Source organism: Amycolatopsis sp. NPDC049691, assembly GCF_040675005.1.
In the GTDB taxonomy this organism is placed as follows: Bacteria; Actinomycetota; Actinomycetes; order Mycobacteriales; family Pseudonocardiaceae; genus Amycolatopsis.
This window is the reverse complement of record NZ_JBFANX010000004.1, coordinates 78,754-91,626: the sequence shown is the minus strand read 5'-3', so window position 1 is coordinate 91,626 and position 12,873 is coordinate 78,754. Positions and strand designations below refer to the sequence as shown.

The following is a 12,873-nucleotide window of genomic DNA, read 5'->3' as shown; positions in this document are numbered from 1 at the left end:
CCGGTCAGAACGGGCGGGTGAACGGCAGGGGCTTGCGCATCCGGACGAGCAGCAGGAGCGGCACCAGGACGTAGGGCAGGTTGAACGCCAGGAACTTCGCCGGGTTGCCGGTGCGCAGCGCGGGGTCGCCGAAGAACTCGACGCCGAACACGACGATCCCGGTCAGCGTGACGATCATCGTCGCGTAGATCACCGACGGCAGCTGGATCCAGTTGCGGCCGGTCAGCAGCGCGAACACGAGTACGACGTAGAACGGCATGTAGACGAACGCCGAGAGCCCGGTGACGATCCGCATCCAGTCCGGCGGGTGCATGAACAGCGGGTCGGCGTCGTGGGCGTACCAGTAGTTCGAGTTGACGAAGAAGTTGTCGGACGGCTTCGAGAAGTCGACGCCGACGGTCGGCAGCAGGTCGCTGATCAGCGACGTCACCGTGAAGGCCGAGAACAGCACCGCGAAGAAGACGTCGATCTTCCGGTCCCGCAGCGGCAGGTTCATACGCCCGATCCTAGGTCCTATTGTGAGGGGATGGACGCGCTGCGGGTGTGCCTGTACGTCTTCGCCGGGGTGACGCTCGGCACGTGGCTGTTGTCGGTGCTGACCAGGGAGTACTCCTGGGTCGACCGGATCTGGTCGATCGTCCCGGTGGCGTACCTGGCGATCTTCGCCGGCGCCGCCGGGTTCGCCGACGCGCGGCTGGACGTCATGTTCGCGCTGGTGGCCCTGTGGGGGATCCGGCTGACGTTCAACTTCGCCCGGAAGGGTGGTTACGCCCGCGGCGGCGAGGACTACCGGTGGGCGGTGCTGCGCGAGCGGATGGCGCCGTGGCAGTTCCAGGTGTTCAACTTCTTCTTCATTTCGCTGTACCAGAACGCGATCCTGCTGCTGATCACGCTGCCCGCGTACGCCGCCCTGGAGAACCAGGGCTCGTTCGGGGTCTGGGACGTCGTGGCCGCGGTGGTCTTCGCGGCGTTCCTCCTCGGGGAGACGGTCGCCGACCAGCAGCAGTGGGTGTTCCACCGCGAGAAGCACGCGGGCCGGGCGGCGACGCGGTTCTGCCAGACGGGGCTGTTCCGCTACTCGCGGCACCCGAACTTCTTCTTCGAGCAGGCGCAGTGGTGGGTGATCGCGGTCTTCGGGATCGTCGCCGCCGGTCCGCAGTGGACGGTCGTGGGCGCGGTCCTGCTGACGCTGTTGTTCGTCGGGTCGACGAAGTTCACCGAGAGCATCACGAAGTCGCGCTACCCGGAGTACGCGGACTACCAGCGCCGGGTGTCCGCGGTGGTGCCGTGGCCGCCTCGCCGCGAACCGGCCCGCTCGTGACGGTCGTCGCGGCGCTGCAGGTCGGGACGGGCGTCGCCCTCGACCGGATCCTGGCGTTCGAGGACGACATCCGCGGCGCCGCGCTGGTGGTGCTGCCCGAAGCCGTGCTCGGCGGGTACCCGCGTGGGGGCCCGTTCCCGGAGTACTTCCGCTCGGCGGTGCGGGTGCCGGGGCCCGAGGTCGCCGAGCTGGCCGGCCTCGCGGCGCGGACCGGGGCTTCCTTGGTCGTCGGCGTGATCGAGCGCGACGGTTCGACGCTGTACAGCACGGCGGTGTTCCTCGACCCGCACCTCGGGCTGGTGGCGAAACACCGCAAGCTCGTCCCCACGGAACGCGAGCGGCTGGTCTGGGGCCGCGGCGACGGGTCGACGCTCCCGGCGGTCCCGACGGCGGCGGGCCTGGCGGGCGCGGCGATCTGCTGGGAGAACCACATGCCGCTGTTCCGGGCGGCGATGTACGCGAAGGGCGTGGAGATCTGGTGCGCCCCGACGGCGGACGACCGCGACGTCTGGCAGGCCTCGATGCGCCACATCGCCGACGAGGGCCGGTGTTTCGTGGTGTCGGCGTGCCCGTACGAGTTGTCGGGAGAGGACCCGTTCCGCGGCGGCAGCGTGATCGTGGGTCCCCTCGGCGACGTCCTCGCCGGGCCGTTGCGCGACGCCGCGGGCGTGATCAGGGCGGAGATCGACCTGGAGCAGATCGTGGCGGCGCGCAAGAGCCTCGACGTGTCGGGGCACTACGCGCGGCCGGACGTGTTCTCGCTGACGGTGGACGAGCGCCCCCGGGACGGCGTCACCTTCCTGCGGTGACGCCGTCCCCGGTCAGCTTTGTCCGTCGATTTCTTCCAGCATCCGCCTGGCGGTCTCCGGATCGTTGCGGATGGCGGCGCGCAGCTGTTTGATCCGGAACGTTTCGCGGCTCGACTCGACGATCTCCGCCCACCCGGGATGTCCGGGTGTGAGCCTTTCGACGATGAGGAACTCGATCAGGTCTTCGATCGTCGGCCGAAACCGCCGGGGCCCGACCGGGAAGTGGAGGCGGGCCACTTTGCGGCTTGTGCCATCAGGTCGGGTGCAGGCCTTCCGCCAAGCGTCCGAAGTCGCAACGATCTGCAAGTGCGCTTCCGGGTACCCGTCGGACTTGTTCCTCTCATAGTCGTAGTGGAACAGCTCTTCGCTGAGGTCCTTGTCCGCCGTCACGACCAGCGCCGAAGACACGACCATCAGATACCGGGACGCGGAATCCGGGGCGAGCCGGTACGACAAGCCCAGGAACAGCCGGGGCGCCTTGTTGTCGACGGTGAGGGGGATGCCGACGCGGGCATCGAGAACGTGCTTCGTGATCTGGTAGCCGACGACGGAACGCGGGTTCTTCTCGTTGGAGATGACGGAACTCAGCTTGACGTTCCTGCAGACGGTCCGGTTCAGGAGTGCCGCGAGGTCATCGCTGAACTTCTGGGACTGCTGGGCGAGCGGGAACGGGGACTTCAGCGCACGCCGCCGTGGAGATCGCCGATCGCCACCCAAGCCAGACGTGCGCGGGTGGATTCGAAGTCCCCCGCCTGAGCCTGCGCGGCGAGCTCGTCGAACGTCAGCCCCGCGTGCTCCAGCGCGTTCTTGATCGCTTCTTCGAGGTCGGTGGCATCGGCCTGGGTGACATCGCTCCCGGGGCGCTCGGCGATCGCGGTCACGGCGAGCTCCTTTCGACAGCGGTCCCGGATTCCATGTTCCAACTCAGACCGACAGTTTTACAGCTCGAAGAGTGCGATCCGAGTCACAAACGTCGAGCGTCACCCGATGGCAGTAAGCCCTGCTGCCCGCGCCCCCGGGACGGCGTCACCTTCCTGCGGTGACGCCGTCCCGGACGGACTCAAACGGCCAACCGGCCACCGTCGACCGGCAACACCGCGCCCTGCACGAAGCTCGAGTCCTCCGTCACCAGGAACGCGATCGCCGCGGCGATCTCCGCGGGCGACGCCACCCGGCCGGCCGGTCCCGCCGAGGCCAGTTCGTCCAGGCCCTCGCCGAACACCGCCGTGCCCTCCGTCCGCGTCGGGCCCGGGCTGACCGCGTTGACCCGGACTCCCGACGGCCCGAACTCCGCCGCCCACGCCTTCGTCATCAGCTCGACCGCCGCCTTCGACGAGCCGTACAGCGCCATGCCCGCCATGCCCCGCGTCGCGACCATCGTCGACACGTTGACGATCGCGCCGTGGCCGCGCTCGGCCATCGCCGGGGCCAGCTCCGCGACCAGGAAGTACGGCACCTTCACGTTGATGCCGTACACGCGGTCGAAGTCGGCCTCCGAGAGGGAAGCGGTCGGCCCGGTCGGGAAGATCCCCGCGTTGTTCACCAGCACGTCCACCTGCCCGGCCAGCTCCCGCGCCCGGTCGGCGAGGGCACGCGCCGACGCCGCGTCCGTCAGGTCGGCCGCGACGAAGTCGGCCTTCCCGCCCGATTCCCGGATCCGCGAGACGGCTTCCTCCCCGCGCGCCGCGTCCCGGCCGGACAGCACGACGTGCGCGCCGAGCCCGGCGAGCGCGATCGCCGTCTCCCGGCCGATTCCGCTCGTTCCGCCGGTCACCAGCGCCGTGGTCCCGGAAAGTTCCGAACTCATCACTCAACTCCTCGTATCCGATGTGGTGCACCGGATACAAGCGCGACGACCGGACGGGACTTCCGACCAGGCCTTCGGCGCTCCTTATGCCCGCGATCAGTCCTCTCGATAGGCCTCCAACGCGGCGACGAACGCGGCGAGGTCACGCCGGTGCGACGTCGCCGGCCAGACCGCCCACGTCCGCCGCACGATCGGGTTGCCCGCCAACGGCACCCACCGCACGGTGTCCGGCATCGGGTACGGCCACTCGGGCGGGGCGAACGCGTAGGCCCCGCCGGAGCTGACCGCCGGGATCTTCAGCTCGACGATCAGCCGCTGCTCCTCGGGCACCTCGGGCCCGACGGTGAGGCCGTGGCTGCGCAGGATCGCCGCCAGCTCGTCGTACCACGCCGGGCTGCCCGCGCGGGCGAACGCGAACCACTCCAGGCCGGCCAGGTCCTCGAGCCGGACCGGCGAGCCCAGCTTCTCGGCGAGGTCCGCGGCCAGCAGCACGCCGACGTCCTCGGTCACCACGAGCACCGCGTCCAGGTCGGGCCCCGGCGGGCGCTCGCGCACCAGCCCGACGTCCAGTTCGCCCGCCCGCAGCGCGGCCACCTGCGCCACCGACGAGAGGTGCCGGGCCTGCACCCGCGTCTCCGGGTACTCCTCGGCCAGCCGCGCGAGCGCCGACGGCAGCAGCTCGGGTGGCAGTTCCAACGGGACGCCGACGCGCAGCACGCCGGTCGTCGTGTGCCGGGCCAGCGCGGCGAGGGCCTGCTCGTGGCGCGCCAGTACCGCGCGCGCCTCGCCCAGCAACGTCGTCCCGGCCTCGGTCGCCTGGACGCCTGTGCTGGTGCGGACCAGCAGCTGGACGCCGAGCCGGCGTTCGAGGGCGGTGATCGTCTGGGACAGCGCGGGCTGGCTCACGTGCAGCCGCCGCGCCGCCTTGGACATCGTGCCCGCCTCGACCACGGCGACGAACGCCCGCATCTCGCGGATCTCCATCAGCGGTCCCAGCGGATGGGCAGCGACTTCAGGCCGTTCTGGAAGTTCGACCGCAGCCGCACCGGTTCCCCCGCCAGGGAAACGAACCCGAGCTGGTCGAGCACCGCGTCGAACATCGCCCGCAGCTGCACGCGCGCGAGGTGGGCCCCGAGGCAGAAGTGCGGGCCGTGGCCGAAGGTCAGGTGGTCGTTCGGCGTCCGCCCGACGTCGAAGGTGTCCGGGTCGTCGAACACCGCCGGATCCCGGTTGGCCGACGAGAACCACACCACGACCTTGTCCCCGGCCCGGATGTCCACATCGGACAGACGGACGTCCGACACGGCGGTGCGCCGGAAGTGCATCACCGGCGTCCACCACCGGAGCATCTCCTCGACCGCCGACGGCAGCAGCGACCGGTCGGCCAGCAGCCGCCGGTATTCCGCCGGGTGCGCGAGCAGCGCCAGCATCCCGCCGGGCAGCCCGTTGCGCAGGGTTTCGTTGCCCGCCACGGAAAACAGCCAGAAGAGGTTCTCGAACTCGGCGAGCGAGACGCGGCCGCCGTCGTCGCCGACGTGCCGCATCAGGTTGCTCATGACGTCGTCACCCGGGTGCGAGCGCTTGTACTCGCCCAGCGCGTTCGCGTACGCGTAGAGATCCGGCATGCCCGCGCGCGTCCGCGGGTCCGGCATCGACCCGTCCGGCCCCGGCGCCGGACGCACCGCCAGCGCGGCCCGCGCCAGCTCGCTCACCTCGGACGGGGAAACCGTCGAGCTGACCGCGTATTCGGCGTCCTGGTAGCCGATGACGCGGTTGCTCCAGTCGTACATCAGCCGCCGGTCCTGTTCCGGCACGCCGAACACCGCCGCCAGCGTCCGCAGCGGCAGATCCGCCGCCAACGCGGCGAAGTCGCACGAGCCCTGCGAAGCGACACTCGCGACGAGTTCCCGCGCCCGGCTCTCGATCTGCGAAGTCAGCTTCGCGATCGCCCGCGGGGTGAACGCCTTCGTGAGCAGCCCGCGCAGCCTGCCGTGTTCCGGCGGGTCCATGTTGAGCATCATCCGGCGCACGTAGGCGAGATCGGCGGCGTCGCGGATCTGCGTCCCGCCGAGCTGCGAGGAAAAGACCCCGGGGTCGCGCAGCACCCGCCGCACCTCGGCGTGACCCAGCACGGCCCAGAAGTCGTCGACGCGCACCACCGGGCCGGCGCGCCGCAGCCGCGCCAGCTCGTCGTACGGGACACCTCGCACATAGGTGTCCGGATCGGTGATCGCCACGAACCCGACCCTAGCCGCGCCCACCGACAATTTGGGAGGCTGCGCGGATGGACACGCTCAACATGCGCACCGGCGGCGAAGGCGAACCCGCCGTCCTCCTCCTGCACGGCCTGGGCGCGACCGGCGCCGTGTGGAACCACTTCGCCCCGCCGCTGCCCCGGCGCGTCCTGGTGCCCGACCTGCCGGGCCACGGCCGGTCCGCGCCGCTGCCGCACTACAGCTTCGAGACGTTGACCGCCGCCGTCGCGCGGGCGCTGCCGGGGAAGGGCCCGTACGTGGTCGCCGGCCATTCGCTCGGCGGGGTGCTGGCCCTGGAACTGGCCTCCGGGAAGTACGACGTCGAGGTCGCGGGCGTGCTCGCGGTCGGGGTGAAGGTCGAGTGGACGCAGGACGACCTGGGCCGCGCCGCGACCTTCGCCGCCCGCCCGGCCCGCGTCTTCGAGTCGCGCGTGGACGCCGAGCAGGCCTACCTGAAGGTGTCCGGGCTGCTCGGCATCGCGCCCGCGGACCCGGCCGGGCTTCGCGAGACCGAGGGAGGTTGGCGCCTCGCGATGGACTCGGCCGCGTTCGGCGTCGGCGCGCCGGACATGCCGGCGCTGCTCGCCGCGGCGCGGTGCCCGGTCGTGCTGGCGGCGGGTGAGCACGACCCGATGAGCCGTCCGGAGCAGCTGCGTGCGCTGGACCCGGACGCAGTCACCCTCGCCGGTCTCGGGCACAACGCCCACGTCGAGGACCCAGCCGCCGTCCGCGCCTTGCTGGAGCGCTTCGACGTCTGAAGGCTCGGGTGCAGCCGTCGTACCCCACGCGACGGCTGCTCCGAACCCCTCGCCACCACCGGACCCGCAAAGCCTAGGAAACGGTGGTGGACGAACGGCTGTACCGGCCTGCCCGGCCGTCGTCACCCTCGGTACCTGCGGAAACGGTTATCTTCGCCGTTCGGTGGTACATCGGAAGCGGCACGATCGGAATGCTTGAGGGGTACGTTCGGCTGCGGTGAGAGGACGCCTGTGGACGAAGGCCTGCCGTTCGCCGGGTGGCTGCGGGAGCGGCGCGTGCTCGCCGGCCTCACCCAGGCCCAGCTGGCCGACCGCGCCGGGCTGAGCCTGCGCGCGGTGCGCAACGCCGAGCTCGGCAGCGTCCGGCGGCCCCGCCCGGAGACCGAACGCCGGCTGCGGGAAGCGCTTGCCGAGGCCCCGCCGGAGCCGGTCCGGATCGGCGTCCTGGGCCCGCTCACCGTGCTGCGCGGGGAGTGCCCGGTCGAGATCGGCGCCGAGAAGCAGCGCCTGCTGCTCGCGCTGCTGGCCCTGCAGCCGAACCGGACGGTCCGGCGCGAGGACCTCGTCGACGTCATCTGGGACGAGCCGCCGCCGTCCTGCCTGGAGCTGCTCCACACCTACGTCGCGCGGTTGCGGCGGGCGCTGCGGCCCGCCGACCCCATCGCCACCGACAAGGGCGGCTACCGGCTCACGGTGGGCGCGGACGACCTCGACCTCCTGCGCTTCGAAGAGCTCCTCGACGAGGGCGCCTATCGGGAGGCCCTCGAACTCTGGCGCGGCCCGGCGCTCGCCGACGTCGAACGCCTCCGGCAGCACCCGCTGCGGCTGGCGCTGGCGATGAAGCGCGCGAAGACGGTCATGGCGTACGCCGAGATCGCCGACCCCGAGGACGCGGCGGTGCGGCTGCGCGCGCTGACCGCCGAGGAACCGCTGAACGAGTCCGCGCACGCCCGGCTGATGCTGGCACTGGCCGCGTCCGGACGGCAGGCGGCCGCTCTCTCGCTGTTCGAGGAGATCCGGCGGCGGCTGGACGCCGAGCTGGGCATCGAACCCGGCCCCGAGCTGCGCGCCGCCCAGCGGCAGGTGCTGCGGCAGGACTTCCCGCTTCCGCCGTCCCGCGTCCCCGCCCAGCTGCCCGCGGACGTCGCCGGCTTCCGCGGCCGCACCGCGCAGCTGGCCGAGCTGGACGCCGTCGCGGCAGGCGACGGCACCGGTGCGCGCATCGCCGTCCTGTCCGGCACCGGCGGCGTCGGCAAGACCGCCCTCGCCGTGCACTGGGCCCAGCGCTCCCTCGCCGAGTTCCCGGACGGCCAGCTCTACCTCGACCTGCACGGTTACGGCACGGTCCGGCCGGTCGAGCCGGGCGACGCGCTCTCGGGATTCCTGCGCGCCCTCGGCGTCGACGGCGCGGACATCCCCACCGAGCCGGAGGAACGCGCGGCCAAGTTCCGCACCGCGCTCACCGGCCGCCGGATGGTGCTGCTGCTGGACAACGCCGGCTCGGTCGGGCAGGTCCGCCCGCTGCTGCCCGGCTCGCCGTCGTGCCTGGTGCTGGTGACCAGCCGCGACGCGCTGCCCGGGCTGGTCGCGCGGCACGGCGCCCGCCGCGTCCTCGTCGACCTGCTCACCGACGCCGAAGCCCTCGACCTGCTGCGCACGCTGCTCGGCCCGCGCGTCGACGACGAGCCGGACGCCGCCGAGGCGCTGATCGGGTACTCGGCCCGGCTGCCGCTGGCCCTGCGGCTGGTGGCGGAGCTGGCGCTGAGCCGCCCGGGGGAGCGCCTCGCCGCGCTCGCGGACGAGCTGGCCGACGAGCGCCGTCGCCTCGACCTCCTGGACGGCGGTGGCGACCCGCTGACCGCGGTCCGCGCCGTCTTCTCCTGGTCCTACCGGCACCTGGCGGCCGGCGCGGCCCGCGTGTTCCGGCTCTGCGGCCTGCACCCGGGCCGCGACCTGACCCCGGCCGCGATCGCCGCCCTCGCCGGCGTCGCCCTGCCGGAGGCCGAACGCCTGATCGCCGTGCTGGTCCGCGCCCACCTCGCGCAGGAGACCGGCGACGACCGCGTCCAGCTGCACGACCTGCTGCGCGTGTACGCCGCCGAGCTCGCCGCGGCGGACCCGGCCGAAAGCCACGCCGCGCAGGAGCGGCTGTTCGACTTCTACGTCCGCTCGGCCGCGCAGGCCATGGACGCCGTCCTGCCGCAGGAACGGCACCTGCGCCCGCAGGTACCCGACCCCGACGTCAAGGTGCTCGACGCGCCGGCGTGGCTGGAGGCCGAACGGCGCAACCTCCTGGCCGTCGCCGCGCACGCGACGCGGCACGGCTGGGCCGACCACCTGCGGCTGCTGTCCGGGATCCTGTGGCACTACCTGGACGTCGGCGGCTACCACGAGGAATCGCTGGTGCTGCACACGCACGCGTCGGCGCTGGCCCACGATGCCGGCGACCCGGTGGCCGAAGCCGAGCCGCTGACGTTGATCGGGCTCGGCCACTGGCGCGTCGGCCGGTCCCGGGAAGCGCGGCGGTACCTGGAAGAAGCGCTCGCGCTGGTTCGCGAAACCGGCGACCGGCGCACCGAAATCCACGTCCTCAACACGCTCGGCCTGGTCTGCCGCGCGCTGGGCCGGTTCGCCGAGGCGATCGCGTACTCGACCGAAGCCCTGTCACTGGCCCGGAAGAACGGCGACCGCACGAGCGAAGGCCTGGTGCTGGTCGTGCTCGGCTGCTCGTGCCGCGGCATCGGCCGCTACGGCGAGGCGATCGGCTACCTCGAAGAGGCGCGTGCGCTGGCCCGCGAAACCGCCGACCGCACCAGCGAGGGCTACGCGCTGGTCAACACGGGCGACGCGCTGTCGGCGCTGGGCCGCCACGACGAAGCCGCGCGGGCGCTGGAGGAGGGGCTGGCGCACTTCCGCGCGATGGGCGTGCGGGTGAGCGAGGGCTACGCGCTCGGCATCCTCGGCGACGTCGAGCACGCCCGCGGCCGGTACCCCGAAGCCGCGGCGCACCTCGAACGGGCACTGGAGATCGCGCAGGAGACCGGCAGCCCGACCAACCGCAGTGTCGCGCTGAAGCACCTCGGCGACGTCCGGCTGGCCCAGGGGCGCCCCGACGAAGCGGCCCAGCACCTCGAAGAGGCGCTGGGCCTGGCCCGCGAATGCGGCGACCGGGGCGTGGAATCCCGGGTGCTCAACAGTCTCGGCGCGCTGGCTTCGGCGCGTGGCGCGGCCGAGGACGCGCTCGGCTACCACCGGGAAGCCCTTGCCGTGGCGAAGGAAACGGGGTGCCGTCCCGAACAGGGACGGGCCCACTACGGGCTCGGCGAAGTCCACAGTGGACTCGGAGAACCCGGTGCGGCGCGCGAACACTGGGAACGCGCGCTCGCTTGTTACGCCGGGGAGTGCGTGCCCGGGGCGAAACGGGCCCGGGACCGGCTGGCGGACCTGGAGTAGTGGCGCTCGTCGGCGACGAGATCGCCTTCGAGGCGCTGGACGTCCCGGTCGAAGACGTCGCTGCTGCCGGCCAGCCGGTTGCGCGGGTACGGACGGCGGCGGTACGCGTGGTCCAGCGCCCAGGCGAGCAGGACAACGGCGGCGAGAACGGCGATGATCATGACGCTCCTCCCGGAGTGCGAAGGGCTGTTGCTTTGAAGAACGTGTAATGGAAGGTCCCGTATTCCCTGGTGGCGCGGTAAAGGTCGCGGATTCCGCGCGCCCACTCCGCCTCGTCGACGAGCCCCTTCGCGACGGCGGTTTCGCCGACGCCTTCGACCATCGCGGTGAAGGTGTCGCGGGTGAACCCGGTGACGAGGTCGGGTCGTGACGCGTCCGCGTAGACCGTCCGCGGCTCGACGTGGACGTCGCCGAAGCCGGCGTCGGCCAGCAGGGGGTACAGCCGGCGGCCGAGGAGCCCGTCGCCGCCCGCGTCGGCTTGCAGGCGCACGAGGCAGTCGATCGCGGCCTGGGCGTGTTCGCTGCGCGGGTGGAAGAACGCCGAACCGTGGTCGCCCTCGATCACGGTGATCGTGCCGCCCGGCCGCAGCAGGGTTTTCAGGTGCGCCAACGCTTTCCCGGGCTCCGGCAGGTGCTCCAGCACGAAGCAGACGAAGAGGTGGTCCCATTCGCCGTCGAGGTCGAAGAGGTCGGCCTGGCGGAAGTCGACGCCCGGAACCCGTTGCCTTGCTTGGCCGAGCGAGTCCGCGGAGACGTCGACGGCAGTCAGCCGCGCGTCCGGGCTGCGGGCCACGAGGTGGACGGTCTGGGCGCCGACGCCGCAACCGACCTCGAGCACGCGGCTCCCGGCGGGGTAGACCGTCCCGGCGTGCAGCAGCCCGGCGAGGGTGTCGGCCTGGTCGCCGAGGCGGCGGGCCTCGGGAGCGGCGTACCCGTGCACGTAAGTGGTGTCCATGAGCCCAGGGTGCTGCGACAATGGCTCGATGGACAGAGCCAAAACCCCGCGGCCGGAGGGGTCCATAGGGTCGGACTTCCTCCAGCTCGACGTCCGCGAGGCACCACCGGGCGGGCTCGCGGACTGGCTGGCCGGGCAGCTGCGCGCCGCCGTCGCGGACGGCAGGCTCCCGGTCGGCGGCCGGCTGCCCGCGTCGCGGGTGCTGGCGGCCGAGCTGCGCGTGTCGCGGGGCGTGGTCACCGAGGCCTACCAGCGGCTGATCGACGACGGGCACGCGGCGGGCCGCGGCCGGGCGGGCACGGTCGTGGTGGCCGCGCCGGTGCTGGCCCCGGAGCCCGCGCGCGTCCGGTTGCCGGCGAAGGTGATCACGCCGATGCCGGGCGTCGAGGTGTTCGACGCGGTGCGCGCGACCCCGGCCCGGATCGACCTGACCCCGGGCGTGCCGGACCTGACGGCGTTCCCGCGCGCGGCCTGGCTGCGGGCCGAGCGCGCGGTCCTCGACGAGCTCGAGCCTGCCCACTTCGGCTACGGCGACCCGCGCGGCGCGCCGGCGATGCGGCTGGCGGTGTCGCACTGGCTGGCGCGCAGCCGCGGCATCCGCGCCGACCCCGGCGAGATCATCGTGGTCGCGGGCGTGGCGCAGGCGTTGACGCTGGTGGGGGAGGTGCTGCGGCAGCACGGCCTGACCGAGGTGGCGGTCGAGGACCCGAGCTCGCTGGGCGCGCGCCAGCACCTGCACCACTGCGGCCTGGCGACCCCGCCGGTCCCGGTGGACGAGGACGGCCTGCGCGTGGCCGACCTGCGGTCGCCGGCGGTGCTGGTGACCCCGGCCCACCAGTTCCCGATGGGCGTGGTCCTGGGCGGCGAGCGCCGCCGCGACCTGATGCGCTGGGTGGCCGAGGGCGGCATCGTGGTGGAGGACGACTACGACGCGGAGCACCGTTACGACCGCGCGCCGGTGCCGGCGGTCCGGTCGATGGTGCCCGAGGTCTGTTACACGGGAAGCGTTTCGAAGCTGTTGGCGCCGGCGTTGCGCGTCGGCTGGCTGCTCGCGCCGCCGCGGTTCTTCGACGACCTGGTGGCGGCGAAGCGGTTCGCGGATCTCGGCAACCCGGTGCTGGCCCAGCTGGTGCTGGCGCGGCTGATGGAGACCGGCGAGCTGGAGCGTCAGCTGCGGGTGGTCCGGGCGCGGCACCGCCGCCGTCGCGACGCGATGATCCGCGCGGTGTCCGCGGAGCTGCCGTCCGCGGTCGTCCACGGCGCGGCGGCGGGCCTGCACCTGACGATCACGTTCGGGGCCGAGGTCGACGACGTCGCGGTGGCGGCGGCCGCGCTGGAGCAGGGGGTGAAGGTCCAGCCGTTGTCGTGGCACCGGCAGCTCCCGGGACCGCCGGGCCTGGTGCTGGGCTACGCGGCGCGGACGGCGACGGAGATCGCGGAGGGCGTGGCCGTGCTCGGCCGTCTGGTAAAGACTCCACAAAGGACAGTCAAGCGAGTGTGATCATGCTCTCGCAG

13 protein-coding genes are annotated in these 12,873 nt (G+C 72.7%); 5 read left to right on the top strand and 8 right to left on the bottom strand.

Translation table 11 applies throughout. The features are described from left to right. Positions 1-4: 4 nt before the first annotated feature. Positions 5-496, bottom strand: a complete 492-nt coding sequence (locus AB0J40_RS10265; RefSeq protein WP_364450300.1) for an emopamil-binding family protein — start codon at positions 494-496, stop codon at positions 5-7. Positions 497-526: 30 nt separating this feature from the next. Here AB0J40_RS10265 and AB0J40_RS10260 point away from each other — a divergent pair, with 30 nt between their 5' ends. Continuing rightward, complete coding sequence (locus AB0J40_RS10260; RefSeq protein WP_364450297.1) at positions 527-1,321, top strand: DUF1295 domain-containing protein; 795 nt, start codon at positions 527-529, stop codon at positions 1,319-1,321. Next, a complete protein-coding gene (locus AB0J40_RS10255) occupies positions 1,288-2,130 on the top strand; it encodes a carbon-nitrogen hydrolase family protein (protein WP_364450294.1) in 843 nt (280 codons plus the stop codon). Before AB0J40_RS10260 ends, AB0J40_RS10255 begins: the two co-directional genes overlap by 34 nt. Positions 2,131-2,142: 12 nt before the next feature. Here the strand turns inward: AB0J40_RS10255 and AB0J40_RS10250 are convergent, their stop codons facing one another. The 5 genes from AB0J40_RS10250 to AB0J40_RS10230 form a co-directional block, all read right to left on the bottom strand. After that, positions 2,143-2,847 (bottom strand): hypothetical protein, encoded by a 705-nt coding sequence (locus tag AB0J40_RS10250; protein ID WP_364450291.1) that lies wholly within the window; start codon positions 2,845-2,847, stop codon positions 2,143-2,145. Beyond that, positions 2,808-3,011, bottom strand: coding sequence for a hypothetical protein (locus AB0J40_RS10245; RefSeq protein ID WP_364450289.1), 204 nt, complete (start codon positions 3,009-3,011; stop codon positions 2,808-2,810). The genes AB0J40_RS10250 and AB0J40_RS10245 overlap by 40 nt, the downstream gene beginning before the upstream one ends. A gap of 179 nt (positions 3,012-3,190) precedes the next feature. After that, a complete protein-coding gene (locus AB0J40_RS10240; protein WP_364450286.1) occupies positions 3,191-3,937 on the bottom strand; it encodes an SDR family oxidoreductase in 747 nt (248 codons plus the stop codon). A 96-nt stretch (positions 3,938-4,033) separates the two neighbouring features. Further along, entirely contained in the window at positions 4,034-4,921 is an 888-nt protein-coding gene (locus AB0J40_RS10235; protein ID WP_364450283.1) for a LysR family transcriptional regulator, read from the bottom strand. Beyond that, positions 4,921-6,174 (bottom strand): cytochrome P450, encoded by a 1,254-nt coding sequence (locus AB0J40_RS10230; protein ID WP_364450281.1) that lies wholly within the window; start codon positions 6,172-6,174, stop codon positions 4,921-4,923. The genes AB0J40_RS10235 and AB0J40_RS10230 overlap by 1 nt, the downstream gene beginning before the upstream one ends. 47 nt (positions 6,175-6,221) lie before the next feature. Here AB0J40_RS10230 and AB0J40_RS10225 point away from each other — a divergent pair, with 47 nt between their 5' ends. Then, complete coding sequence (locus AB0J40_RS10225; RefSeq protein WP_364450278.1) at positions 6,222-6,950, top strand: alpha/beta fold hydrolase; 729 nt, start codon at positions 6,222-6,224, stop codon at positions 6,948-6,950. Between the two features lie 231 nt (positions 6,951-7,181). Beyond that, positions 7,182-10,403, top strand: coding sequence for a tetratricopeptide repeat protein (locus AB0J40_RS10220; RefSeq protein ID WP_364450275.1), 3,222 nt, complete (start codon positions 7,182-7,184; stop codon positions 10,401-10,403). Here the strand turns inward: AB0J40_RS10220 and AB0J40_RS10215 are convergent. Further along, on the bottom strand, positions 10,340-10,564 hold the full coding sequence (locus AB0J40_RS10215; protein ID WP_364450274.1) for a hypothetical protein: 225 nt from the start codon (positions 10,562-10,564) through the stop codon (positions 10,340-10,342). The two genes, AB0J40_RS10220 and AB0J40_RS10215, sit on opposite strands and share 64 nt — an antisense overlap. Beyond that, a complete protein-coding gene (locus AB0J40_RS10210) occupies positions 10,561-11,358 on the bottom strand; it encodes a methyltransferase (protein WP_364450271.1) in 798 nt (265 codons plus the stop codon). Before AB0J40_RS10210 ends, AB0J40_RS10215 begins: the two co-directional genes overlap by 4 nt. Before the next feature lie 28 nt (positions 11,359-11,386). On the opposite strand from AB0J40_RS10210, the gene AB0J40_RS10205 reads away from it, so the two are divergent. Beyond that, positions 11,387-12,859, top strand: coding sequence for a PLP-dependent aminotransferase family protein (locus AB0J40_RS10205; RefSeq protein ID WP_364450269.1), 1,473 nt, complete (start codon positions 11,387-11,389; stop codon positions 12,857-12,859). Positions 12,860-12,873 lie beyond the last annotated feature (14 nt).